Raw genomic sequence first — 26,563 nt, forward strand, 5'->3', positions numbered from 1 at the left:
ATAATTTAAACTCAAAACATTAATCAATTTTAGCTCCCCTAAGCCGTAATGAATTTAGAATAACCGAAACCGAACTAAAACTCATGGCAAGTGCAGCTATCATTGGTGACAATAAAATTCCAAAAACTGGATATAAAAGACCTGCTGCAACTGGAATACCCAAAATATTATATCCAAGAGCGAAAAACAGATTACCCTTTATATTGCCCATTACTTTATGGCTCAATAACCTAGCTTTTGCAATTCCGTTCAGATCACCTTTTACCAATGTGATTGCTGCACTTTCAATAGCGACATCTGTTCCTGTTCCCATAGCAATACCAATATCTGCCTGCGAAAGGGCAGGAGCATCATTTATACCATCGCCTGCCATAGCTACTTTTTTACCTTCGGCCTGAAGTTTTTTTATTTCATTTAGCTTGTCCTCTGGGAGCATTCCTGCTTTAAAGCCATCTAAATTCAAGGTACCGCTAACCGCTCTTGCCGTATCTTCATTGTCACCGGTGAACATGACTACCTTTAAACCTTCCCGTTGAAGTTTATGTATAGCTTCTTTGCTAGACGCTTTTATTTTATCAGAAATAACCACAAAGCCAACAGCCTTATCTCCAACAGCTAAATAAGATACCGTTTTCCCTTGCTTTTGGGCAGCCTTAACCTGTTCTTCTAATTTAGTGTCAATTTTGGCTTTGACGTGTTCCATTAATTTTTGATTCCCCAAAGCAAGTTCCTCTTTGCCAAGCTTACCTATAACTCCTTTACCAGTTACCGCTTCAAAATTTGAGATTGGTTGAACCCTTACTTTGTTTTCTTCCCCATAACGTAAAGTTGCCTGCGCCAAAGGGTGCTCACTGCTACTATTTAATGCTACTATTCTTTCAAGGACATCCTTTTCATTGAAATCAGAATTTACGCTCACTACTTTTTCTACGGATGGTTTACCTTCTGTAACCGTTCCAGTTTTATCAATAATAACTACATCAATGGTATTCATTTTCTCTAGAGATTCTGCATTTTTGATGAGTATACCAGACTGTGCGCCTTTTCCTACGCCTACCATTACCGACATGGGCGTAGCTAAGCCCAGCGCACATGGGCAGGCAATGATCAATACTGCAATGGCATTTACAAATGCATAAACATAAGATGGCTCAGGTCCATAGATTGCCCATACAATAAAGGTAACAATGGCAATCACTACTACTACAGGCACAAAATATCCTGAAATTTTATCGGCCATCTTTTGAATGGGTGCTTTAGATCGGCTGGCAGAATTAACCATTTCAATGATCTGGGAAAGTAGCGTTTCAGAACCCACTTTTTCGGCAAGCATAACAAAAGTCCTATTTCCGTTGATCGTACCTGAACTTACCTTGTCTCCCGTCTTTTTCTCCACCGGGACAGGTTCACCCGAGATCATAGATTCATCAATGATGGCTTCACCTGTTTTAATACTACCATCTACTGGTATTTTTTCGCCCGGCTTCACTCTTAACAAATCTCCCTTTTGAATGTCATCAATAGAAACTGTCGATTCTTTATCTCCCACAACCTTTGTAGCCGTATTAGGCGCTAATTTCAATAGTTCTTTAATGGCACTATTGGTTTTACCATGCGCCCTAGCTTCTAAAAGCTGACCAAGCAACACCAAGGTCAAGATTACGGTTGCAGCCTCAAAATATACATAGACCGTACCATGGTGGGTTTTAAACTGGTCTGGAAAAACATCAGGAAAAAGCAGGGCGACAAGACTAAATAGCCAAGCTACCCCTGCACCGATACCGATCAGGGTAAACATATTCAGTTTCCATGTAATGATAGATTGCCATGCCCGTTGAAAGAACATCCACGTTGCATAAAACACCACAGGAATAGAAAATACAAACTGAACCCAGTTCCAATATTTCAGCTCCATTAACTTAAAGATCGGGTTACCCGGTATCATTTCTGACATGGCAATTAAAAAGATAGGAACAGTAAAAATGGTGGCAATCTTAAACTTGTGCAATAGGCTTTCATAGGTTTTATCTTCCTCTTCCAAATCAACCCCCAACGGTACTAAATCCATTCCACAAATTGGACAGGAACCGGGCTTATCGCTAATGATTTCGGGATGCATGGGACAGGTAAATTGTGTTGTTTGCTTTAATGTAGGCTGTTTTAGCAAATCCATTCCACAAACTGGGCAATGACCTGGTTTATCATACGTTTTATCTCCTTCACAATGCATCGGACAATAGTACACCCCTCCAATTTCTTCCTTATTCACTTTAATAGCAGTTGTGCCATGATGGTGATGAGCTTTCTCTTTTGTATCCTTCTCATGGGCTTTCATTTCAATATGATAATTTCCCACAGCAGATAATGCTTTCTGCATTTTCTCAGTCTGAATATGCTTATCCATGGTAATTATTGCCTCTGCTGGTTCCAGGCTAACCTTTGCAGAAATGCCCTCAATTCCATTCAAAGCATTTTCAACTTTACTGCGACATCCCCCGCAGGTCATTCCGGTTATTTGATAAGTATGCGTCATAATGTGATGATTAATGAATTAATAATTCAATGTTAGTCCTGCACCATAGCCCATGTCACTATCATAGTGGGTAGATAAACCAAAATATTTAGTAACTATATATCTAAATCCAGCCATATACTCCTTATCTGTATTGACCATAAATTGAAAACGCAGTCTTTTGGAAATAGGAACGTCCTCCCGCATCAACTGAAACCTTACGTTTCCTTTATGATCGATAGAGGCATCTGCAACAATTAACATAGGCAACGTATATTGTACCCCTAATTGAAATACCTGTCTAAAATTTTTGGTATTGCGCTGTCCAAAAACATTATTCCCAGGCGATAAGGATTGTCCAAAAATATTTTTATCTAATGGATCAATAGTCCTTTTTCTAAAGTCCCAGCCAACATAAGGTAATAGCCATTGATTTCGCCCGATATACCTTCCAAAGTGACTTTCGCTTTCATAACCCATTTCTTTATCAAAGCCAATTCTCCATTCTGTTGTGAAACGATAGCGGGTATTGGCCAGCATAATCTCACCGTCACTACCATTGGTCTCTATTCCAACCCTTGCCATTGGATGAAATTCCCTATCATCACTGAACAATTTGCGTTGTGCCAATTTAGGATTAGGGATTTCGGGATTGGGTGGCGAATTTTCGTAGCTAAATACCCTGCCCATACCGCTCATCATGTGGTAAAGGATATGACAATGGAAAAACCAATCACCCCCAGGTTCTGTAGCAGCAAATTCAATTGTGTCCCGCTCCATTGGCATGATGTCGATAACGTTTTTCATAGGGGCATTTTCACCTTGTTCATTTAGCACCCTAAAATCATGACCATGAAGGTGCATCGGATGCCGCATCATACTGTTATTGAACAGGATAATCCTCACATTTTCGCCTTTCTTGATCAGTATTTTATCACTTTCAGAAACCGTTTTGTTATCCAAAGTCCAGACATAGCGGTTCATATTACCAGTAAGATCAAACTTTAGCTCCTTCCATGGGCCTTTCGGTAAAGTTGTTTTTTTAGGATCACGGAGCATTCCATAGTTTAACGTAACGATGTCTGAGTTATCAGCAGCCATATTCATTCCTGCCATCCTTTTATCGTTTGGCATTTGCATACCCTGCATGGCTGCTTTTTTGTTTTCTTTTTTCGGACTTTCCTCACCTGTTACTTCTGGATACATCACGGTATTCATGTCCATGGCCTGGTTCTGCATTTTCATACCTTCCATTTGGACCATGTTGCCACTCATGTCCATCATGTCGTTCATCATTTTCATCCCGGCAAAATATTTCAATTTTGGCAGTTTCTGGGCAGCGACTTTCTCTCCTGTACCCAACCAAAGTGATGCCGATTTTGTACGGTCTTCTGGTGTCACCAAAAATTCGTAGCTTTTATTTTCCGGAATGGTTACCACCACATCATAGGTTTCAGACACGGCAATGATCAACCTGTCAACCTCTACAGGCTCTACATCATTTCCATCTGTAGCTACTACGGTTATTTTACCGCCTGAGTAAGTCAGCCAAAAATAATCTGAGGCTCCGCCATTGGCAATGCGTAGCCTAACCTTATCACCCGCTTTAAACTGGGGCTGAACATTTTGGTTCTTACCGTTGATTAGAAAGGCATCATAATAAACATCACTCACATCCATAGCATTCATGCGCTTCCACTCATTATTTATCTTGGTTTTGAAATGCCCTGTCCTGATTGCTTCGGCATAACTTTGGGTCGTTCCTTTTTTAATGGCAAACCAATCATTAGCATTTTTCAGACTTCGTTGTACTTCTTCTGGCTTCATATCCGTCCATTCACTCAACACTATCGGAATGGTTGGAATGTCCCATTCCTTCTTTTTGTTCATAATGAATGCACCGTACATCCCAATCTGCTCCTGAAGTCCGCTATGGCTGTGGTACCAGTGTGTACCTGTTTGAACGATAGGAAATTTGTAGATATAAGTAGAGTGGGGTTTAATGGGCATTTGTGTAAGGAAAGGAACTCCATCCATCTGGTTCGGCAAAAACAGGCCATGCCAGTGCAGGGATGTCTCCTCATCTAAGTTATTATGTACGTATATCAAAGCCGTATCACCTTCGGTAAACGTTAAGGTAGGCATAGGGATTTGACCGTTCACAGCAATTGCCCGTTTTGTTTTCTTTCCGAATGTTACGGTTGTATCGGCAATGTAAAGATCATAGCGAACGGTGCGAGGAGCTTGGTTATTTGTAATGGTTTTAATAGCCCCCAAATTTGCCTTTGCCTTTTTGATGTTATCCATAGTGGAACTGTCATCTCCCATCTGCATTCCGCCCATGTTTTCCATATTGCCCGTCTTTTTAGCTTCCTCCTTCATTGGCATATCCATTCCATCATGCCCAGTGGGAGTTGTCTTGGGAATTTCCTTTACCAGTTTCATTCCGCACTTAGGGCAGTTGCCCGGTTTGGACGCATGTATTTCGGGATGCATGGGGCAGGTGTAGGTTACCAGTTGTGCGGGCTTATCCGTAGCTTCCTCCTTCATTGGCATTTTCATGTCGCCCATATCTGAAGTCTTTACAGGCTGCGCTTTTTTATCGGGAGCGGAAGCTTTAGGTTTAACAGCTTTTGCTTTTTGAACGACGAGCTTCATACCACATTTCGGGCAATTACCAGGTTTGCTAGATTGTATTTCCGGGTGCATCGTACAGGTATAAATAACCTTGGTCGGCTTTTCACCTTCCTTTTTTGGCATTTTCATTCCCTTCATATCCTGAGCGGAAGCTACTGCATAAAAGATCAATAAAAAGGCTGTTAATATATTTTTCATAATTTGATAATTAAAGATTTCTATTATTTAGACTATCCTTTGATATTTGAACCCAGCTAATTATTTGCATTTTTTCTGCATCGCTCAAAATAGCATTTCTATGGATGAGGGTATATGAAGATAAAGGCATGGTATCATCTTTTAAACTATTCTCTATAGCGCGTAATTTGCTCTGTTGTCTTCTGGGAGTATAAGCGCCAAATTCGTTGAAATTCAGCTCTGCTTTACCAGATTGCACATGATTGTCCAAGAACCAGTTCAAGGGTTGCACATTGGCATACCATGGGTATTGGGTGTTGTTACTATGGCAATCATAGCATGCTTTTTTCAAGATCCCTTGTACATCATCTGGCATGTTAACCATTTTAGAAATATCATTTGGCATAGCCTGCCCACTTTTGTTGCGGGCAGGTTGTACAAATTGGATAATTACAAGGATTACCAATAACCCAAGAAGTATTTTTTTTATGCCTTTCATGGCTACTATTTTAATTCCTCTTGAACCGTACCGCAAGTTGGCATAGCTTTTCCAAGATAAGGATTTTTAATATCCTTCACTTCGCTCAACCAGATTGCGCCCTTATTTTTATTATACATTGGGCAGTGGTCAACATATAAAGTTTGATTGGCTCCAAGTAGTTTAATAAGGTCGTACATATCCTTGCTCAATATATCAAAGTGTTCTCGCTGATGTGCAATATTTCCAACGTTGGCTCCAATGTGTTCGGCATGTTCTTTGCCATCATCGTATATATCGGTATAAGCTTTATCCTGCTCTGGTGTTAAAGATTTTTTATCAAAAGAAGCGAAGCCAGCGACCATTTCATTTCCAGCCGCTGCTGCATCTTTATCATTGTCAGCTGTAAGGGCGTTCTTTAATTTGATATATGAACTTAACAGTGCAGCAGTAGAAGTACCTTTTTCTGCAGGTTCTGTTACAACAGCTTTGGTGGTTGTAGAGTCTGGCATAGCCGTTGTTTGGGTTTTATCACTACCATTAGAGCAGGCTGCTAGAAATAGTAAGGAAAAAGCTGAGCTATAAATTAATGTTTTCATCGTATTTTAATTAAAATATTTTTAAATTGTTGATTATCTGTTTAGGGAACAATTGCATTTGTATAACCCTAGAACAGAATTATTTGATAAAATCCGAAGTTAATTGTACAGCTACTTGCACCCAAATAAGGTGAAACTGTATAATTAACAAACAGAATTACTTTAAAGTTTCCTTTATCGCTCCGCAGGTTAACATTTGTTTTCCGAAATAGGGGTTTTTAATTGCTGTGTTATCAGAAAGCCAATAGCTTTTTTTCATTGGGCAATAGTCATAATAGACTGGCGCTTTGGTCAATTTTACAGCTTTAGCTAATTTGAAAAGGTTGGCAGAAAAATTAGCAAAGTGTTCTCTTTGATGTACGATTTCCTTTGTCTCTGAGATATGTTTAGCATCAAATTCAAGTTTATCCTGAAGCCCCATAAAAGAGGTCATTTCTTCCTTTGGCATTGATTTCATATCCATACTGCTCAATACTTTAGAAAATTCGCTTGCTTTTGATGCGGCTAAGGTTGCATCGGAATTTACCAACGCATTTTTGATGTCGTAGTAAGCCGTTAATAAAGATTGTGTTTGGCTGTTTTGGGCAAAAACAGGTTTGATCCATGCAGTTGCAACTAAGGCAACTACTAAAAATATTTTTTTCATGATGTGATAATTTAATGTTTATACTAATTTTTTGACATAGCAATAGCTATGTCAAATGTATTTGTCCGCTAACAGTAGTAAACTGGCTGTTTAGCAAACTCATTAAATCTTATATCTGAAAACTTTGAATGCTTATTCGAATATCTTCGTTAGGGGGTCGACACCTATGGTTTACGTAACCACTTTGATCTGGTGCGATACTGATTACTGGAACTAATAAAGTATAAGCGTAATTGGCAAGCCCTACTACAGGTAAACTAACCAGTACTTTAGCACTTTCTGGGATGAGTTTACTTTGGATAGTCAGCTCATTTACCAGCTTTTTACAACAAGTATCTTCGTTTGAAGAATTCAGTCCTGGTATCGAGGTATTCTCATGGTCCTCTGCATGATTGTGCTCATGATCTTTGTGTTCATGAACAGCCGCTTTTGTATGGGAATGAGTATCATTATCATGATTCTCCTCCATTGCCAAAGCACAGCCAAAACCCACAACAGTATTGAGCAAAAATATAACTAACAGAAAGATAGCTTTACTTTTCATGACTATGCAAATCTATATAAAGATGCAAAATTAAATTTATATTATTCAACCTATTAGTTATATAATTATGCTGCTACCCATTTAGAGTAGCAGCGTTTAAATCCATCTATTCTTATTTCAATGTTTCTTTTACTTCGCCACAAGTCATCATGCTTTCGCCGAAATAAGGGTTTCTGATTTCTTTTTGATTACTTAACCAAGCCGCACCTTTATCATTTAGTGCCATAGGGCAGTATTCTACATAGATTTCGCCAGAGTTTAAGCCAGCGCTTTTTACTCTTTCTATAAAATCAGTACTCAAATCAGCATACAAAGTTCTTTGGGATTCAATATCTTTAGCTGCACCTATTTTAGCTGCTAATGTAGCTAATGAACCACCATTATTTAGTGCTTTTGAACCCAGTTCGATAGCATTAACTGCTACTTTTGCCTCGATCATATCACCATTTACAAGTGCATTGGTAAGATGTACATAATGTTGGTAAACTGCATTTAATTTATCGTCTTTTAAACTAACGCTTACAGCTGTTTTTTCCACAGGAGCCGCATCGTGACCTTCGCCTGCCGCATGGTTATGACCTGCATGTGCATCTTCAGCTACTGGTTTATCACTGTTTCCACAAGCTGCAAATAGCGTTACTGCAACTAAAATCATTACAAAATTGGTTATTGTTTTCATTTTTTTTGGTTTTATAATTAATATTTATGATTTACTTAGTTTGAGCCCTTCAATAGGGTTTTTTCCTCTTTTAAGGATATACTCGCTATACAATAGATATGCTCCAGTTACTACTACCTGATCTCCTTTTTTCAATCCTTCGGCAATCTCAACCTGATCATCGTTTTCTTGCCCAGTTTTTACAAGCTTGGCTTCAAAATTGTCTTTTCCGCTTTTAACCCAAACGTGCATTCCTTTTCCATCTCTTATTACAGCATCTACCGGCAAAGTCAATACATTAGTTTGACTTGCAGAAGGTAAAAAGACGTTGGCTTGTAAGCCTGGTTGCCATTGATTTGATGGATTAGGGATAGTCCCTCTAATTTGTGTAAGCTGTGAACCTGATTGTAAAGCTGGTGTAATAAAACTAATGATCATTTCTTGTGGCTTATCTTCCCAACCTGCAACCACCACCTTAACCTTTTGGCCCTGTTTTATGTTTTTAGCCTCACTTGGATAAACATCAGCTTCGACCCATAACTGGCCGTAACCTTCTAATCTTAATATCGAGCCCCCTTCTGGCACGTACTGCCCCTGTGTTACCGATAACTCTGCCACAACACCACTTTGCGGTGCATAAAACACAATAAATGGATCTTTTTTCTGGGTTTTTAACAATTGCAGAACCTGTTTTTCAGATTGACCATATAGTAGCAGTTTCTGTTTGGCAGCAGCAACTAGCTGACGTTCTATTTTATCGCCCTGAAATTGTTTCTCTTGTGCTGCAGCCATTAAATATTCCTGTTGCAGGGTAGCCAATTGCTCAGAATACAATTGATACAAAGGTTGCCCTTTACTAACCTTAACCCCAGTTTCTCTTACATACAATCGCTCTATTCTACCTGCAATTCGGCTAGAGATATAACTACTTTGCTCGGGATCAACAGTTAACCTTCCATTAAGCTGTTTACCACCAGAAAAGCTATTTTCTCCTATTATTACGGTAGTTATGTTGGCTAATGCTTGGCGCTTCTCATCTACTTTCAGTGCTTTATCGTTACTATTCTTTTCGAAAGGCACTAAATCCATCCCACAAATGGGACAAGTACCCATTTCATTTTTAATTACCTGTGGGTGCATTGGGCAAGTAAAAGTCTGCACCTTTCCTTTTGCAGCCCCTTCTACAGGTTTTTTCTCATTGCTACAAGCTGTAATAAATAGGGATGGAAGCACCGCTATTAAAGCAAATTTCTTTATAAATAATTTACGTTCCATAATTTTATTTTTTAATGAAGCTTTCACTATCAATTAGATATGCTGCATTTTTACTGATCTTCCAATTGCTAATATCTTCTGTAATTTGTACCATCCCAGCGATGGTAACGCCTATTTTTACCGTTTTTGGAACAACTACATTACCTTCTTTTTTAAATAACACTTTTTTGTCCCCTAATGATACGATCGCAGATTCTGGTAGCCACCATGAAGCAGCTAACAATACAGGTATTTTAGCAGTAAGAAGTTCTCCAATCCTAAAATTCGATTTGTTGAGATAGGTTCTGGCAATAGTAAAGTTCTCCCCATTTTTAAAAACAGGCTGTATCATTCCAATAGTCGCATTCTGAGCAGTGCTTTTATCCGCAGTTTTATAAAACATCAACTTATCTCCTTTTTTAATCAGCGATGCCAAGTCAGGTTTAAATGAAAACTCTGCAAGCGTGCTACTGGCATTATAAATCGTAAAAAGCGATTGCCCAGCACTTACATATTGTCCTTCCCGTAACATTACAGGAGAGTTTGCCGGAGCACTTGCCACAGGTGTAGCAGACGTTGCAGATCCACCACCCATGCTACTCATTCCATCTCCACCAGAAGAAGGTGCAGCAGTAGATGGAGCAGCAGCCGAGGTTGCAGCAGATTTTTCAAGAATATACCCATCTGCACTGCTATATACAGGAATACGGTAATTAACTTTTCTTGTTTTTAACAATTGATTAATTGCCGAATTATTCATTCCCAACAACATTAACCGCTGTTTAGCACGCTCTAGCATAGATTGATCTGTTTCGGAACGTTGCAAAAAAAGCAACTCCTGTTGTGCTGCAGCCAAATCTGGGGAGTAAACCTCCATAATTAACTGCCCTTTGCGAACCGGCTGATAATTGTACTTGATCAATAAACGCTCTATTCTTCCACTTACCCTACTTGCTACGCTATTCTCATTACGTGTATCGTAATTAATTACACCTTGTACTTCTGCTGTAAATATTCTAGTGCCATACTCGGCTTTAATTACCGGCAATGTTGACACCACCTGTGCATTTGTAGGTTTAAGCAGGTGAGAGAGATTACTATCTATTTTTACGACCCCAGGATCATCATGGGCATCGTTTTTAACAGCTTTATTCCTATTGCAAGAACTGATTATCATGATGCCAGCCATCATCAACAAAGCAAAGCTAAAGGGGTTAACGATATATTTCTTTCTCATAATCTACAATCATTAAGTAAAGTTTCAGTTTTTCATCTAGTACACTTGTTTGCATCATTGTTAATGCTTCCCACGAATCGATTACTGCTGGTAATTCCGTTTTATTCTCGCGGTAGTTTAGAAAGTTAACATCCATTGTTTTTTGTAAGCTTGGAATAATTTTATCCTCCATTACCTTGATCCGCTTTTGCATAGACTGGATTTCGAATTGCATACCGTATAACATCCCTTGCGTTTCTTGAAGCATAGCTGCTTTCTCTTTAGCCATGGCCTGCACTTCATATTGCATTCCTTTTACTTCAGATTTATACATTTTTGAAGACCATGGCGCAATTGGAATGCTTACCATTCCCATAATGCTAAAGGCTTTGGGCATCATTTTGGTTAATGGCGACATGTGATCAAATCTTACCTTAAAATCAGGTCTGCTTTGTTTTTTCATCGCTTCGATATTCAATTGCATAGATTGTATGCTGTAATCCATTTTCTTAATATCGTTTCTAGCCAAGGCCAAACTACCTGTATCAATAGCTTTTGCAGCCACAAAAACTGGCTGATAAGCGGTATCAATAGCAAAGTCGGCATTTCCCTGTTGGTTCATTAAACTATTTAACCAGGCCCTGCTTTTAGCAATATCACCTTCTTGCATGATGATCATGTTTCGGTTCTCTTCCAATTTAGCAGTAGTTTTATATATACTACCTAATTTCGACTGGTTAAAAGGATACCTAATCTCTTCGATCTTTTTCATGGTTTGCATAATCTTTTCATTCTGCGCCAATACACTAATTTTTTGCTGTGCAACCAACCAGCCAAAATACAATCGCTTTGCTTGCGCTTTGTATTCGTTTAAGGTAACTCCCCGGGTTTCATTTTCTACTTTACCTTTCGATTCGATATATCGTTTGTTAGCATTTTGCTTCACTGGATTGGGAATATCCTGTTCTAACTGCAGCATTAAAGAGCCTTTATCGCTCTCATCCATAATCATTTGACCAGGATAAGGTGTCATAAACGTGCCCACGCCAACCATTGGAGCCATCCAAGCTGTTGATGCTTTAGCCGCATGTTTATAGCTTTCTGCTTTTAACCCATACGATTGCAGCAAAAGGTTATTCCTATCTATTCTTTGTAAAACCGTATCTAATGAGAGCACCGGTTTTTGCTGTGCGAATGCACAAAACGGCAATAGCAGCAGTATCAACGTTATTTTTTTAATGCTGTACATCGTGAACCTCCAATTTTCCATATTTCCTCAATTCGTATTCTTTAGACATTAAAAAGATAAGTGGAGTAACCAGTAAAATGTGGGTAGATGAGGTCAATACTCCACCTATCATTGGTAACACGATGGGCTGCATTACATCTACTCCAACGCCGGTAGCCCATAACACGGGAACCAGTCCAAACAGCGACACACAAACTGTCATTAGTTTCGGCCTTAACCTTTTGGCAGCACCATGAATTACATATTCCCTCAAATCTTCTTTTGTGATGGTCTCACTTGAATTTCCTTTTAATTTAATGAGTTGTTGCATGGCATCATTTAAATAAATGACCATTACAATACCTGTCTCAACGGCAATGCCAAATAAGGCAATAAAGCCTACGGCTACACCAACAGACAAATTCACATCCCAGAAGTAGATCATATAAGCCCCACCTATTAAAGCAAAAGGAACTGTAATCAGACTTAAAAAGGCTTCTCTTATCGAGTGGAAAGCGAAATACAAGGAGAAGAAAATGATGACCAAAACAACAGGAGCAATCCACATTAAGGTTTGCTTACCACGGATAAGATTTTCATATTGCCCACTCCATTCCAAGAAATAACCTTCTGGAAGTACCCCTTTCTCTTTGTTTAGCTTTTCCATTGCATCCTTAACTGTACTTCCTAAATCCCGATCACGCACATTAAACATTACAGCACCACGCAAAATGGCATTATCAGAATTGATCATCGGTGGTCCGTCTTCAAATTTCACATCGGCTACAGCTGATAAGGGAATTTCGCCAAAAGTGGCCGACTGAATAGGAATACGTTGGATTCGCTCTACACTGTTTCTATATTCCTGTGCCAAACGTACGCTAATAGAAAAACGTTGCCTGCCTTCAATGGTATTGCCAATGGTTGCACCACCCAATGCACTTTCCACCACTTGGTTTACATCATCAACAGTTAAACCGTAACGTGCCAGTTCATCTCTCTTTATATCGATAGACATATATTTTCCGCCCGTAATTGGTTCTACGAATAAATCGCTAACCCCAGGTGTGCCTTCTAATGCTGCTTTCACCTTTTCAGATACAGCAGCAATAGTGTCCAGGTTTTGTCCAAAAACCTTAATCCCTACATCGGTACGAATACCCGTTGCCAACATATTTATTCGGTTAATAATAGGCTGGGTCCAACCATTTACCACACCCGGAATTTGCAGTTTAGCATCTAGCTCGGTTACAATATCCTTTTTGGTAATCCCTTTACGCCACTCACTTTTAGGCTTTAATGTTATAATGGTCTCAATCATACTAATCGGCGAATTATCAGTAGCGGTATTCGCCCTGCCTGCCTTTCCTAAAACCTTATCAACTTCTGGTACCGACTTAATAATCTTGTCTTGTATCTGCAATATGCGTTTTGCTTCTGCATTCGATACATCAGGCAACGTAACCGGCATAAAAAGAATACTTTGCTCATCCAACGGAGGAATAAACTCCGTTCCCAGGTTTTTAAGCAATGGAATGGTAATCAACAAGGCAATAATGTTAATTGCAATTGTAGTTTTTCTCCATTTTAAAACTGTTCTGATAATTGGTTCGTAAACCCTCTCTAATATTCTGTTTACGGGATTTGCATTATCTGGCTTAAATTTTCCCTTCATAAAAAAGGAGATCAGCACAGGTGCCAGCGTAATTACCAACAAAGCATCTACAATCATGATAAATGTTTTGGTATACGCTAGCGGATGGAACAGTTTGCCTTCCTGTCCGGTTAACATAAATACGGGTAAAAAAGAGGTAATGATAATGACTGTTGCAAAGAAAACCCCTCTTGAAACCTGCTTACTGGATTTAGTAATCACCGCAAGGCGATCTTCTTCACTAATCCAATTTGGCGTTTTTTTAAATCTATTTTTAAACCACTTGATCATGATGTTGTTGTTTTATTTTGGTCCTTTTCCCATAACTCATATCGTTCTGCCAAATGCTTATAGGCATTTTCGCTCATAATAATACCATTGTCTACAATCACACCTATGGCTAGTGCAATACCGGTAAGCGACATAATGTTGGATGAAATATCAAAGGCATTGAGTAGGATAAAGCTCGCTGCTATGGTAATTGGAATTTGTATAATAATACTTAATGCACTGCGCCAATGGAATAGAAATACGAATACGATGATCGATACCACAATCATCTCTTCTATCAATGTATTTTTGATCGAATCGACCGATTCTTTAATTAGCTCGCCCCGATCATATACAATATCAAACTTTACGCCTTTTGGCAATCCTTTTGATACTTCTTTCATCTTTGCTTTTACCTTATCTATTACCTCTGCCGCATTTTCGCCATAACGCATCACCACAATCCCGCCAGCACGTTCACCTTCACCGTTCTGATCAAAAATACCTAGTCTGGTTTCTCCTGTCATTTGTACAGTGGCAAGGTCTGAGACCTTTATAGGTGTACCATTCTGGTTCTTTATAGGAATATTTGAGATCTCTTCGAGCGATTTGAGGTAGCCCGAAGTTTTAATAATATAGCCCATATCGCTCATTTCGAACTTACGCCCTCCAGACTCGTTATTATTGCTTCTCACCGCAGCAATTACCTGCGGTACGCTAAGTTTGTAATACAATAACTTATTAGGGTCTATCGAAATTTGATATTGCTTCTGAAAACCACCAAATGAAGCAATTTCGCTCACTCCTGGAACATTTTGCAAAGCAAATTTCACGTACCAATCTTGTATCGCACGCTGTTCGCCCAAATCCATATCTGGGGCATCTAACGTGTACCATAATACATGACCTACGCCCGTACCATCAGGCCCTAATTGCGGAGCAACACCTTCTGGTAAGGTTTTGGCGATTGTACTAATTCGCTCCATTACACGCTCTCTGGCCCAGTATACATCTACATCATCTTCAAAGATTACGTAGATGAAACTCATGCCGAACATGGAAGAGCCCCTTACATATTTGATTTTGGGAATACCTTGCAAATTGGTAACCAGCGGATAGGTAACCTGATCTTCTATCAATTGTGGCGATCTGCCCATCCATTCGGTAAATACAATTACCTGATTTTCTGAAAGGTCGGGAATGGCATCTATCGGATTTTTTTGTACAGCGAATATTCCCCATATAAATAATCCGGTAGAAAGTGCCAGCACAATAAACCGATTGCGCATAGACCATTCTATAATTTTATGTACCATCTTTATTTTTTTCAAATCGGTGCCCGATTGCTCAGGCACCTAATGTTAATGTTTGTGATCTGATTCTGGCTGTTTTGCAGGTTGACTTGCTCTATCGTATTTGCAGCAGCCTGGAAGTTTATCATAAACCGCTTCAGTAGCTTTAAATTTTGGCGTATCATGCCCTACATCAGCAATCTTACGCTGCACATCATCGAGCTTAATTTTACCAGAATCGTAACTTAGGGTTAGCACTTTAGTTTTTGCGCTCCATTCTGCAGCAGTTACTCCATCTACTTTTACTGCTGCTTCTATACGTTTTTTACACATACCACAATTGCCAGATACTTTAATACTGTCTATTTTAGACTGCGCAAAAGCTGCACTGCCAAGGAAAGCCAACATGGCTACCAAAGAGAATCGTAATGATTTCATAATGAATTGATTTGAAATAAAAATTTGGATATAAAGATTTTGGGGTATAGCAAAGCTATGCCCGGTACACGAATGTGCTAGATATTAATAGAAATGAATTCTATATTCTGTAGGTACAATTACGGATAAAAATGGGAATGCATTCTTTTTCAGGAGGTGCATTACTATATACAGATTGAATTGCCTTATTGGACAAAATCATCTGATCGGTATCATATTTGAAAATATGATCGGTTAGTACTACTACTGTTGGGTTAAATTGATAAACAGTCTGTGCTGACTTTTTACTACTGTCTATCTTGGCTTGTTTAAAATCATCCTTACAGCAGGAATTTTTCTTGATTTCCTTTTTAGACATACCGCATAATTCACAGTTGTCTTTTTGAGTTTGAGTTAAGCCCCAATTTGCCAACTTACCCATGCAATAATGAAAATGCACAGTTGCCCCACTGGAAACTCCCAGATAGAAGAAAGCAAGAATGGTGAACAGTATTCTTTTCATTATTAGCGCAAATATAAGGTACTATAATTATTTTTCGTTATATAATTTCACTTATTTATTACACCATTATCTACATAGCTCTGTTTTTTATCATGCCATGTCATTAAAATTATATCTTTTATATACTATCCAGTGGTTTTCGGTTATTTGCTCCTAGTAACTTGAATTGTCTTGGAGATATACCAGTTACAGATTTGAACTGGTTGGACAAGTGCGCACTGCTGCTATAGCCCATCTTCCAAGCTATTTCATTGAGGTTGAGTTCACCATATTGGATAAGCTCTTTTACTTTCTCTATTTTTTGTTGGATGATGAATTTTTCGATGGTCGTATCTTCACTTTCGGAAAATAACCTACTCAGGTAGCTGTAATCCCGGTGCAACCGATTACTCAATGCTTCACTAAAAACAACGTGCAGTTCGGGCTGTTGCGAATGGTGTATGAGTTCAATTATTGTATTACGGATCCGTTCAACCATCTTATCCTTGTCCCTGTCAATCAGTTCGAACCCCAAAATTTTAAGTGAAGCAGAAATTTCGCTCAACAATTCCTCTGAAGGTTCGGGAGAAACAACGGCCTGCCCAAGTGAAATATCATCAACCTGAAGGTCGTGGTGCTGAAGCTGTTGTGTTACCACCGAAATGCAGCGGTCACACACCATGTTTTTTATAGATAACAACATACCCTATAGGTTAGATTAAATGCTAATATACGCTTTGTTAAATGAGATAATTTTCAAAGGCAGGAACATCGAATTGATAATCAAACGATGTTCTTGCCAAAATGTAAGCTGGATTAAATTTTTTCTGCTTTGTAACCAGCCTCTTCAAGCGTATCGATGATCTGATCGGTATCGATTCCCTGGCTTACCTCCACCGTTAATATCTTGTCGGGGTTTTGCGTATCCACCTCCCATTTTTCAATAGCTGAAAGTTTGTTCAGGTGGGGAGTAACGGCTGCTATACAGCCGCCACATTTGATATTTGTTTTGAATTTTAGTGTTTCCATGATTATGTTGTTTAAATAAGTTTAGAAAATTTTAATCGAAGGCTATTGCTTACAACCGATACCGAACTAAGCGCCATTGCTGCCCCCGCTATCATCGGATTTAGCAGAAAACCATTAATAGGGTATAAAATACCAGCAGCAACGGGAATTCCTATAAGGTTGTAAATGAATGCCCAGAACAGGTTTTGGCGTATCGTGCGAACAGTGAGTTTCGATAGGCGCAAGGCCTTTGGAACTTTCATAAGATCAGAAGATACGAGCGTAATCTTGGCTACATCAATCGCAATATCAGAGCCTTTTCCCATGGCAATTGACACATCCGCCTGCGCAAGGGCGTGGCTGTCATTAATGCCATCACCAACCATGGCAACTATTTTTCCCTGTGATTGTAATTCCTTTACGAATTCGGCCTTATCAGATGGCAGGACATCTGCCCTGAAATTAATGATACCGACTTGTTTTGCAACAGCAGATGCGGTCTGGTGATTGTCCCCGGTAAGCATATAGACATCTATATTACGTTTTAAAAGTTCGGTCACGGCATCAGCGGAACCTTCTTTGATCTGGTCGGTAATGGCTACGATGGCGAGTACCTGCTTTTCATCAGCAAAATAGATTACCGTTTTAGCTTGTAGTTGTAGACTTTCGACGGTATGTTTTAGTTCGTCATTTATCTTAATGCCGACATCATTTAGAATTTTGTGGCTGCCCGCCCAATACTTTTGTCCTTCAAAAGAGGCAGATACTCCTTTTCCCGTTAAGCTTTCAAATCCAGCAACCTTAATCTCGCTAGCAATGGTAGGCTTCAAATGATTGACTATTGCATCGGCAAGTGGATGTTCAGATTGCCTTTCAAGTGCATAAAGAATGCTGTTCAGTTTTTGCTTGTCAAATGAAGAACCATTCTGCCAAATCATTTCTGAAACCTCTGGCTTTCCTTTGGTAAGTGTTCCGGTCTTGTCCAGAATAACTGCATTGACCTTATACCCAAGTTCCAGCGCTTCAGCATCTTTAATTAATATTCCATTTTCTGCACCTTTTCCTACGCCAACCATAATTGCCGTTGGCGTGGCAAGTCCAAGTGCGCATGGACAGGCTATCACCAGAACAGTGACCATTGCAAGCATTCCCTGTGTAAATGCATTCTCACCTCCAACCAGAACCCACAAAAGAAGGGTCAACAATGAAATGCCTATTACTATCGGAACAAATATTCCTGCGATCTTATCCACCAGTTTTTGTACTGGGGCTTTCGAACCTTGTGCATCCTGGACCATTTTTATGATCTGTGCTAGCATGGTTTCTCCGCCAACTTTTTGAGCCATGAACCGAAAGCTGCCCTTTTGGTTAATAGTTCCAGCAAAAACCTTATCGCTTTTATTTTTAGGCACAGCCACTGGCTCACCCGATATCATGCTTTCATCTACATAGGAACTTCCTTCGTAAACCTCACCATCTACAGGAATCTTCTCACCAGAGCGAACCAGTATCCTGTCACCAATACTAATATCAGCGAGGGGAATTTCCTTTTCGCCATTTTCAGTTATCACCAATACTGTTTTGGGCTGTAGGCCAATGAGCTTCTTGATAGCAGAGGAGGTATTGGATTTAGCCCGCTCTTCGAGCAGTTTTCCGAGCATGATAAATACAATCACTACTGCCGCAGCCTCAAAATAGACATGTGGATGGAGGCCTCTTTTATGCCAGAATTCTGGATATAACGTATTGAATATACTGAACAGATAGGCAATCCCAGTACTTAGGGCAACCAAAGTATCCATATTCGCCTTGCCGTGTCTTGCCTGCTTAAAAGCGTTGATAAAGAAATTCCTTCCGAAGAAAAAAAGTACTGGTGTTGTGAGTGCAAGCATATAATAATTTGCATAGGGAATATCCATAAAGAACATTCCTATCAGAACAACGGGAACGGTCAGTATCCCAGAGGCAACCATACGTTTTTTAAGGGCAACATAGTTCTTGCCCTGCACTTCTTCCTGTTTTTCCCTGCCACTTTCGGTATCCATGATCAGGTCATAGCCAATGGATTGGACTGCTTTTTGAAAAGCATTTGGCTGAATTTCGTTGGGATGATATTGCACCTTAACCGTTTGTGTCGCATAGTTCACTTCTGCCTTTTCTACCCCTGATTGAGAACCTATCATACTTTCTACACTGCTTGCACATGCCGCACATGTCATGCCCAGAACTGGCAATGAGATCGTCTCTAAATTGTGTGATGTTTTCATTATCTGATTGTATGGTACAAAAGTACATCGCTTGTGCCACTGGATTTTTACAGGATTTTGGGAAAAAGTTGCATAATTTTACATTAAATACCGCCTCCACAAATACTAACACCCTCCATAATGAAGAACTTGAAACTGATTGCCGTATTGTTTTTTATATGCTTAGCTTATAGTGCATCTGCGCTTATACCCTTGCAGCCTGTAATAACTGGCCAACAGCCAAACATTGCAATAGATACCAAAGGGACTGTTCGCATGGTCTATGGGGATGGGGAGAATATCTATTGTATAACTTTAACCGACAATGGAGCAAAGTTCTCTAAGCCTGTGTTTGTAGCCTCATTAACAGGTATGCACCTTGGAAATACACGGGGTCCACAAATTGCATCTTCATTATCTTCTAGTGTTATTGCTGCGATGGACAAGGATGGCAACATCCATACCTATAGACTGGAACATACAAAGAACATTTGGAGGAAAGGAGCAAATGTTAACGATATTTCAAAATCCGCTCCTGAAGGTCTGATGGGACTAACCGCAGATCGAAACAATAATTTCTATGCGGTATGGCTTGATCTTAGAACTGATAAGATGAACAATATCTATTTTTCAGCTCTACAGGCCAAAAGCATGAAATGGTCAAAAAATAAATTGGTATACCGATCACCAGAGGGACATACCTGCGAATGCTGTAGGCCAAATATCATCGCAAAAAACAATAAACTGGTCATCACCTTCAGAAACTGGCTTGCTGGTTCCCGTGATATCTATTATGCTAGCTCAACTAATATGGGAAAAACTTTTACTCAAGCGGCCAAAACGGGTATGGGAACATGGAAGCTAAATGCTTGCCCTATGGATGGAGGTGGTGTTTCGATTGATGAAAAAGGTGTGGTTTCGACTGCATGGCAGAGAAATGGACAGATCTTCTATTGGAATGAACAAAAAGCAGAAAGATCTCTAGGTAATGGCAGAAGTGTAAGCATGGCACAGCGCGGAAATAAAACTCTGATAGCGTGGCAGGAAAAAGATGATATTAAGGTTGCCGATATTGTCAAAGGAACAACGAAAGTTATTGGTAAGGGAACTCATCCGCGGATCTATCTTCTTGGCAACGGTAAAAGTTTATGTGTCTGGGAAAATAATAAAACTGTTAAGCATATACTTTTATAGCAAAAAAATAATATACCAATTATATTGTCGCATTTTTATTACAGTAAAAATATATTTAAGTAATTGCTTAAATGCTTATATTTGGTTTTATTTTAAATATGAGCAATTGCAAAAGAATTTTCGCAGACCTTGGACAGATTAATAATTGTAGAGAAGCCCTAAATTCAAACCTTATTCAATTCTCCGAGCTGTCGGGATTGTTGGCCCTTACTGGTAATGAGGTCAGGCTAAAGATACTTTTCCTATTAAATAGGGAAGATGAGCTATGTCCATGCGATCTCAGTGATATACTTGATATGACCATTCCCGCAATCTCACAGCACTTACGAAAGTTAAAGGATGGAAATATGATCCAATCGAAAAGATCGGGTCAGACCATATACTATTCCATCATAGCCTCACGACTTGAACTACTTCATCCATTTTTTAGCCAACTACAGAAACCATTAATAGTAATATAATGAGTAAAAGCATACAGAAAAGTTGGATAGCAGGCCTCCTTGCTGCATTTACTGCCTCAATTTGCTGCATTACCCCTCTGTTTGCAATCATTGGCGGTGCTGGTAGTGCATCCACCTATCTGAATTGGGTAGAACCCTATCGCCCCTATATCATCGTACTGACAGCAATCCTATTTTCACTAGCATGGTATCAAATGCTAACTAGAAAACCCGTACAAAAAGATGACTGCCAATGTGATGAGCAAACAAGTGGTTTTATGAAATCTAAAAAATTTCTACTGGCCGTTACCGTAATCTCTACACTAATGATCGCCTTTCCCTATTACTCAAACTTACTGTATGCAGGGCAAAACAGCACCACAAATATCAGTTCAAAACCAAAAAAAATCAAAACAGCTGAGCTTTCTATCCAAGGAATGAGCTGCGCTGCCTGTACCAGCCATATTGATGGAGGATTGAATGGCATTAGTGGCATCGCTAAATCCACGACCTCTTTTGAAAGTAGAACCACCTTAGTGAGTTATGATCCAGATCGTATATCTGCCGATAGCATTAGCAAGAAAATTAGTAAGATTGGCTACAAAAATACACTTATCAAAAACAATTAACCATGTACACTACAACAACCCTCATTTCTACAATTACCTGCCCAACTTGTAACTTTGCAAAAACTGAAGAAATGCCAACCGATTCGTGCCAGTACTTTTACGAGTGTGAAAACTGCAAAACCACCCTAAAGCCACTTACTGGAGACTGCTGTGTTTTTTGTAGCTACGGCACTGTTAAATGCCCACCGATACAGCAAGGAACACCCTGCTGTGGCTAACTTACCACCTCATAGAAAAAAATAAGGTTTCCGTAAAGATGCAGTGTCGCCAAATCATTGTATCCACTTGCCCTATAAAGACATAATTCTTACGTGACTCTTTTAGTTATTATTTTCTGCCTAGCCTATAAAGAAACAACATCCATACTCCAAATGCAACAATGAAAGCTGGTAAAGGGTTCTTCATTGATAATCCAGCCAAAAATGCACCGGTTCCAATAATGCAGGTTAAGAAAAATAAAATCAAGGTTTTCATACTTATCAATTTTAAATCATCAGTTAAATTAAATATTCTAGGAAATCAAGCTGGTAAACAAACTTGTTCTATTTTAGCTTTTCTCAGTTTTAATCTTAACTTACCTTTCAACCTCTTAAGCCTATTTCCTCTCCGTCCTAATAGTTTTATTACATTTTGTTGTAATTCATCTACAATTTTCCAATCCTTTTCAATGTAAATATCTGTTGTTTTATTTCCTTTATCAACATGGTTTAATGCTAAAGCTACATCATCCTTACTCATACGGCAAGTGTTTCTTCCCAAATTTCCAACGGTATGGCGAGCCCAATAAAAGGTAATGCCACACAATCCATGCTGTTTACACAGATTTCTCATTCCTACACTAAGTGCTTTATTTAACGAGCCAATAGTTGAATATCGTACTGAAAGTTTGCCTAAATACTTTTTAAGTAAAAATCTAGCCTCTCTCACTATAAGAATACTAATAAATGCCTGGTCTTTTCTCTTATCCCTAGTTTTAGATCTGTTATATTCAAGCCGGCCCTTTACCAGATTTGATTGATCTATCTGGATTAGATCGGAAGCATTAATACCGCACATGTAGAATGAGAGCATGAAAAGATTGCGTGCCAGTTCTGCTCTACTTCCTTTTCTGCACCTACTGTATCTTATGGTTTTTACCGTGGCAATATCACAATTTCTTTTTCTTGTCTCTGGAACATCTACTATCTCGTAATCTTCAAAAGGGTAATGTTCTATCTTTGTAATTCCCAAACTCTTTTTATTGTACCTTTTGCGAGCGTGATTGAATAATGATCTTAGATCACGCATGTAGTTATGTACAGCCGCATCAGTGCAAGGTTTTTGCGAGGTCACCGTTGGTCGTCCATACTGATCAACTCTGGTCATCTTTCGCTCTGTTCTTAAGAAATTATCCCAATCAAAAAGCATATCGACATCAATCTCGGTCACCAATACGATTTCCCTTCTAAATAAATCGACTATGCTGTTCTTAACCGTATTGAAGTTAGCGGCACTTTTGTTCTTTTTTAAGACCTTTAATCCTTCAATAAAATCAGCACAAAACTTAACAAAGTCAATTTCCTTGTCAGCTTCCGAAAGATGGTCCTTAAGCTCCTGACAGGAGAATAATTTTATTCTTGTTCCAAGGTTGGTAATTTTTATACGATAATCGTCTAACTCAACATTTATCTGCTTCTTAATGAAAGGGTCTTTTACCAGTAATTCTGATTTGAAATCTGGATGTTTTTTCACCTGTCTATCTGAAACATAATATGATGTGTCGATGAACTTGGTTTCGTTTTTGTGATAGACTCTGATCTTAACATTGTAAGTTCCGTCATTTTTGTAATGGTGTACATAAACTTTTGCTTCAACTGTTGCCATGCTTGGTAGGTTTAAACTGGGTTAATGAATGAACCGGAAGTCCTACGAGGCAAAAATTTCTGTAACGGTTTCTGTAACGGTTTTTCGTAAAGTTTAGCAAAAAATGCTGTTTAACTTGCCGAGCTACCCATTGATAAACTTATTGGAATGGGGGGAGGAGTACTTCCTTATGTAAGTAAAAAGCCCATTCTATTGCTAGAAATGGGCTTTTTTAGTTCTTCACGGACTCGTGAAGTTGAGCTCCCTCTGCTGGGCTCGAACCAGCGACCCTCTGATTAACAGTCAGATGCTCTAACCAGCTGAGCTAAGAAGGAGTACTGGTTATTCCGAAAACGGCTTTAGATAATATGTTAAGAACATAAACCCTTGTTCGTTTTGGGAATGCAATATTAGGGCTTTTAAATTATTTATGCAATATTTGTAGTGAAAAAAATTAAAAAAAATTTAATATAATACATATGAGCCTGATAATCATAGGTACTGTGGCTTTCGATGCCATTGAAACACCGTTCGGAAAAACGGACAAAATCGTTGGTGGAGCCGCAACTTACGCTAGTTTAGCTGCATCTTACTTCTATAATCAAACAAAAATTGTTGCTGTTGTAGGCGATGATTTCAAAAAAGAAGACATTGAAACTTTAAACCAACATGGTATTGATACCGAAGGTTTACAAATTAAAGAAGGCGAAAAGTCATTTTTCTGGAGTGGAAAATATCACAACGACATGAATAGCCGTGATACTTTGATCACCGAACTGAATGTATTGGAGAATTTCGATCCGATTATCCCAGATAGTTACCAAGACTGCGAATACCTAATGTTGGGGAACCTTACCCCACAAATTCAGCAAACGGTGATTAAAAGGTTGAACAAGCGTCCTAAACTGATCGTTCTAGATACCATGAACTTCTGGATGGACATTATGATGGACGATTTGTTGGAAACCATTAAAATGATTGATGTGTTAACCATTAACGATGCAGAAGCCCGTCAATTATCTGGAGAGTATTCTTTGGTTAAGGCTGCCAACAAAATCTTAACGATGGGTCCAAAATACCTGATCATTAAAAAAGGCGAACATGGTGCTTTATTGTTCCATGAGGATAAAATCTTCTCGGCTCCTGCCCTACCTTTAGCAGAGGTATTTGATCCAACAGGTGCTGGTGATACTTTTGCTGGTGGATTTATTGGTTATTTGGCACAAGTAGGTACCGTAAACTTCAACAACATGAAAAATGCCTTGATCTATGGTTCGGCATTGGCTTCATTCTGTGTAGAGAAATTTGGTACAGAACGTTTATTAGAACTAGAAAAAAGTGCCATCGCAGAAAGATTACAAGAGTTTGTAAACTTGAGCAGCTTCGAAATTACGCAAGACTAGAAATATTTGAAAGTGTAAAGTTTAAAGTTCAGCAGGCCTAACTTTCAACTTTACACTTTTTACTTTCAACTTCTTACTTTCAACTTCCTACTTCAACACCCCAATTACTTCAAACTTTTCGAAAACAGTATCGGTATGCGGTGCATCTGGCAGTTCGGCTGTAAGGTCTTGCCCAGCCCAATGCTCGTAATGTTTTCCATTTCGCCATAAACGGCTACTCCCTACATCATAGATCTTTCCCTTATAAGCAATCCATACCTGAGGTTTATCCTGTCCGTTACGCAAGGCCAATTGCTGTTTACTGTATTCGGGCAGCTCCATTATTTGGTCTTTTTATGCTTAAAAAATTCGAACAGGTAAACCGCCAACAACAACATACCCATCATATAGAAATGGTTTTCTAAAGGGATATGAACCAACTGTAACTTAATAGTCTCTGCAGTATCGTAAGTTAAGGTAGGCAAGTTACAAAGTACACCATAACAGATATAAAACGGAACTAAACAAGCTACATAGGCCCTGTAAAACCGATACATGAACCTTAATTTGTTCAGGTATTCGATATAGAGCAGCAGCAAAAGCAACACAGAAAAGGTAACTACCGTATACCATTTGGCATAGGCAAAAAAGATAAAGGCCACACAGATACCCAACATCAAGTTACTAACCGATAAACTAAATTTTTGTAAATGGTTGTTTGGAAACTTGATATTGAGATAATTATAAATTCCTAAACCTGCAAAACTAAAGGCAAAGAAAAACAGGTACTGTTCTATCGGAACCGTTCTGTAATAAGTACCGATTAAAAAAGAGGGATTAAAACCCCAAACTCCAAAAATGGTAAAAACTACCGTAATGGCCGAAAAGATAATTCCAGACACCAATGTAGCAGGTATCACAAACCTAAGGTGTGCTTTATCGAGTACACTTTTATCAAAAGACAAAAAGATCGGAATAAGGATAAGCAATAAATCGAGCAGTAGAAAACTATAGGTCATTTAAATTTGATTTGGTTTCAGATTCTCAAAAGTATGATTTTATACTTAAACCATCCTCAACTACAAATCAATATCAAATAAAAAGGCCCCAAATTGGAGCCTTTCTCTGTGTTTTTCATTCAAATATTATGCCTCTGTAGATGCAAGGTCCTTTGCATAGGTTTTCAAGTATTTTTTTAGGATACCACGTGCCACATGGATCCTCGTTTTAACCGTTCCGATCGGGATGGCCAATTCATCAGCAATTTCGTGATATTTATAGCCTTCGAAATATTTAATAAACGGCACATAGTACTCAGGCTGTAAAGTAGCCAAAGCTTTATGGATATCGCCCATTACAAACTTACTCTCTACCGCATTGCGTGTAGCGCTATAATGTAGGTTGGCCGATGAGATATCTTCACTCTGTGTAATTAAAGTATTTGTTTTTACCATGCGTCTGTAGTTATTGATAAACGTATTGCGCATAATGGTAAACAACCATCCTTTTAAATTGGTACCCTCTTTAAATTTGCTGTAATAAGTAACCGCCTTTAGCAGTGTATCCTGCACCAAATCATTTGCATCTTCAATGTCTTTTGTAAAATTTAAAGCGAATGACTGTAATGAGCCAGAATAATCATGCAATTGGTGGTTAAATTGAAGCTGTGTCATAGTTTTTTAGTTTTAAGTTTTAAAAAAGAAACAGAAGCCTTGTGGTTCGGGCAAACTGTTTATAG

Annotated in this window: 26 protein-coding genes and 1 tRNA gene; 5 read left to right on the forward strand and 22 right to left on the reverse strand. The window is 38.9% G+C overall.

Translation table 11 applies throughout. The features are described from left to right. Positions 1-19 precede the first annotated feature (19 nt). The 17 genes from AQF98_RS15405 to AQF98_RS15485 all read right to left on the reverse strand — a co-directional run bounded on the left by AQF98_RS15405 (position 20) and on the right by AQF98_RS15485 (position 19,359). Positions 20-2,533 carry a heavy metal translocating P-type ATPase gene (locus tag AQF98_RS15405; protein WP_055132848.1) on the reverse strand — a complete coding sequence of 838 codons (2,514 nt, stop codon included), beginning with the start codon at positions 2,531-2,533 and terminating at the stop codon, positions 20-22. A gap of 18 nt (positions 2,534-2,551) precedes the next feature. Beyond that, entirely contained in the window at positions 2,552-5,347 is a 2,796-nt protein-coding gene (locus tag AQF98_RS15410) for a multicopper oxidase domain-containing protein (RefSeq protein ID WP_082435104.1), read from the reverse strand. A gap of 10 nt (positions 5,348-5,357) precedes the next feature. Continuing rightward, positions 5,358-5,825 carry a heme-binding domain-containing protein gene (locus AQF98_RS15415; protein WP_055132849.1) on the reverse strand — a complete coding sequence of 156 codons (468 nt, stop codon included), beginning with the start codon at positions 5,823-5,825 and terminating at the stop codon, positions 5,358-5,360. Between the two features lie 5 nt (positions 5,826-5,830). Continuing rightward, a complete protein-coding gene (locus AQF98_RS15420; protein ID WP_055132850.1) occupies positions 5,831-6,403 on the reverse strand; it encodes a DUF3347 domain-containing protein in 573 nt (190 codons plus the stop codon). Positions 6,404-6,560: 157 nt separating this feature from the next. Then, the gene (locus tag AQF98_RS15425) at positions 6,561-7,049 is read right to left on the reverse strand and encodes a DUF3347 domain-containing protein (RefSeq protein WP_055132851.1); all 489 of its coding nucleotides are present in this window, start codon (positions 7,047-7,049) and stop codon (positions 6,561-6,563) included. A 109-nt stretch (positions 7,050-7,158) separates the two neighbouring features. Next, positions 7,159-7,593: a hypothetical protein gene (locus AQF98_RS15430; RefSeq protein ID WP_055132852.1), complete on the reverse strand. Its 435-nt coding sequence runs from the start codon at positions 7,591-7,593 to the stop codon at positions 7,159-7,161. A gap of 112 nt (positions 7,594-7,705) precedes the next feature. Further along, positions 7,706-8,272, reverse strand: coding sequence for a DUF3347 domain-containing protein (locus AQF98_RS15435; RefSeq protein ID WP_055132853.1), 567 nt, complete (start codon positions 8,270-8,272; stop codon positions 7,706-7,708). 24 nt (positions 8,273-8,296) lie between these two features. Next, positions 8,297-9,526, reverse strand: a complete 1,230-nt coding sequence (locus tag AQF98_RS15440; protein ID WP_055133005.1) for an efflux RND transporter periplasmic adaptor subunit — start codon at positions 9,524-9,526, stop codon at positions 8,297-8,299. A 4-nt stretch (positions 9,527-9,530) separates the two neighbouring features. Beyond that, positions 9,531-10,742 carry an efflux RND transporter periplasmic adaptor subunit gene (locus AQF98_RS15445; RefSeq protein ID WP_055132854.1) on the reverse strand — a complete coding sequence of 404 codons (1,212 nt, stop codon included), beginning with the start codon at positions 10,740-10,742 and terminating at the stop codon, positions 9,531-9,533. Continuing rightward, entirely contained in the window at positions 10,720-11,946 is a 1,227-nt protein-coding gene (locus AQF98_RS15450; protein ID WP_235524238.1) for a TolC family protein, read from the reverse strand. The genes AQF98_RS15445 and AQF98_RS15450 overlap by 23 nt, the downstream gene beginning before the upstream one ends. Before the next feature lie 10 nt (positions 11,947-11,956). Then, complete coding sequence (locus AQF98_RS22380) at positions 11,957-13,894, reverse strand: efflux RND transporter permease subunit (RefSeq protein WP_055132856.1); 1,938 nt, start codon at positions 13,892-13,894, stop codon at positions 11,957-11,959. Continuing rightward, positions 13,891-15,189: an efflux RND transporter permease subunit gene (locus tag AQF98_RS22385; protein ID WP_055132857.1), complete on the reverse strand. Its 1,299-nt coding sequence runs from the start codon at positions 15,187-15,189 to the stop codon at positions 13,891-13,893. Before AQF98_RS22385 ends, AQF98_RS22380 begins: the two co-directional genes overlap by 4 nt. A 45-nt stretch (positions 15,190-15,234) precedes the next feature. Further along, entirely contained in the window at positions 15,235-15,603 is a 369-nt protein-coding gene (locus tag AQF98_RS15465; RefSeq protein WP_055132858.1) for a heavy-metal-associated domain-containing protein, read from the reverse strand. A gap of 100 nt (positions 15,604-15,703) precedes the next feature. Further along, positions 15,704-16,105 (reverse strand): hypothetical protein, encoded by a 402-nt coding sequence (locus tag AQF98_RS15470; RefSeq protein ID WP_055132859.1) that lies wholly within the window; start codon positions 16,103-16,105, stop codon positions 15,704-15,706. 118 nt (positions 16,106-16,223) lie between these two features. Next, positions 16,224-16,766, reverse strand: coding sequence for an AraC family transcriptional regulator (locus AQF98_RS15475; RefSeq protein ID WP_235524239.1), 543 nt, complete (start codon positions 16,764-16,766; stop codon positions 16,224-16,226). A gap of 134 nt (positions 16,767-16,900) precedes the next feature. Further along, on the reverse strand, positions 16,901-17,113 hold the full coding sequence (locus AQF98_RS15480; protein WP_055132861.1) for a heavy-metal-associated domain-containing protein: 213 nt from the start codon (positions 17,111-17,113) through the stop codon (positions 16,901-16,903). An 11-nt stretch (positions 17,114-17,124) separates the two neighbouring features. Next, positions 17,125-19,359: a cation-translocating P-type ATPase gene (locus AQF98_RS15485; protein WP_055132862.1), complete on the reverse strand. Its 2,235-nt coding sequence runs from the start codon at positions 19,357-19,359 to the stop codon at positions 17,125-17,127. 120 nt (positions 19,360-19,479) lie between these two features. Here AQF98_RS15485 and AQF98_RS15490 point away from each other — a divergent pair, with 120 nt between their 5' ends. The 4 genes from AQF98_RS15490 (at position 19,480) to AQF98_RS22415 (ending at position 21,819) form a co-directional block, all read left to right on the forward strand. Then, the gene (locus AQF98_RS15490; protein WP_055132863.1) at positions 19,480-20,532 is read left to right on the forward strand and encodes a hypothetical protein; all 1,053 of its coding nucleotides are present in this window, start codon (positions 19,480-19,482) and stop codon (positions 20,530-20,532) included. A 98-nt stretch (positions 20,533-20,630) separates the two neighbouring features. After that, positions 20,631-20,993 (forward strand): helix-turn-helix transcriptional regulator, encoded by a 363-nt coding sequence (locus AQF98_RS15495; RefSeq protein ID WP_235524240.1) that lies wholly within the window; start codon positions 20,631-20,633, stop codon positions 20,991-20,993. After that, positions 20,993-21,601, forward strand: a complete 609-nt coding sequence (gene merTP / locus AQF98_RS15500) for a mercuric transport protein MerTP (RefSeq protein WP_055132864.1) — start codon at positions 20,993-20,995, stop codon at positions 21,599-21,601. Before AQF98_RS15495 ends, merTP begins: the two co-directional genes overlap by 1 nt. Positions 21,602-21,603: 2 nt before the next feature. Continuing rightward, entirely contained in the window at positions 21,604-21,819 is a 216-nt protein-coding gene (locus AQF98_RS22415; RefSeq protein WP_082435106.1) for a GDCCVxC domain-containing (seleno)protein, read from the forward strand. 301 nt (positions 21,820-22,120) lie between these two features. On the opposite strand, the gene AQF98_RS15505 is transcribed toward AQF98_RS22415, so the two are convergent. Both AQF98_RS15505 and AQF98_RS15510 read right to left on the reverse strand, forming a co-directional pair. Then, entirely contained in the window at positions 22,121-23,464 is a 1,344-nt protein-coding gene (locus AQF98_RS15505; protein WP_055132865.1) for a phage integrase SAM-like domain-containing protein, read from the reverse strand. 240 nt (positions 23,465-23,704) lie between these two features. After that, positions 23,705-23,778: transfer RNA gene (locus tag AQF98_RS15510), tRNA-Asn, on the reverse strand. A gap of 144 nt (positions 23,779-23,922) precedes the next feature. Here AQF98_RS15510 and AQF98_RS15515 point away from each other — a divergent pair. After that, positions 23,923-24,846 carry a PfkB family carbohydrate kinase gene (locus tag AQF98_RS15515; RefSeq protein ID WP_055132866.1) on the forward strand — a complete coding sequence of 308 codons (924 nt, stop codon included), beginning with the start codon at positions 23,923-23,925 and terminating at the stop codon, positions 24,844-24,846. Positions 24,847-24,933: 87 nt separating this feature from the next. On the opposite strand, the gene AQF98_RS15520 is transcribed toward AQF98_RS15515, so the two are convergent. The 3 genes from AQF98_RS15520 to AQF98_RS15530 all read right to left on the reverse strand — a co-directional run bounded on the left by AQF98_RS15520 (position 24,934) and on the right by AQF98_RS15530 (position 26,498). Next, the gene (locus AQF98_RS15520; RefSeq protein ID WP_055132867.1) at positions 24,934-25,167 is read right to left on the reverse strand and encodes a cytochrome b5 domain-containing protein; all 234 of its coding nucleotides are present in this window, start codon (positions 25,165-25,167) and stop codon (positions 24,934-24,936) included. After that, a complete protein-coding gene (locus AQF98_RS15525) occupies positions 25,167-25,844 on the reverse strand; it encodes a lycopene cyclase domain-containing protein (protein ID WP_055132868.1) in 678 nt (225 codons plus the stop codon). The genes AQF98_RS15520 and AQF98_RS15525 overlap by 1 nt, the downstream gene beginning before the upstream one ends. A gap of 126 nt (positions 25,845-25,970) precedes the next feature. Then, entirely contained in the window at positions 25,971-26,498 is a 528-nt protein-coding gene (locus AQF98_RS15530) for an RNA polymerase sigma factor (RefSeq protein WP_055132869.1), read from the reverse strand. Positions 26,499-26,563: the final 65 nt, after the last annotated feature.

It is taken from the genome of Pedobacter sp. Hv1, from assembly GCF_001412215.1.
GTDB lineage: Bacteria > Bacteroidota > Bacteroidia > Sphingobacteriales > Sphingobacteriaceae > Pedobacter.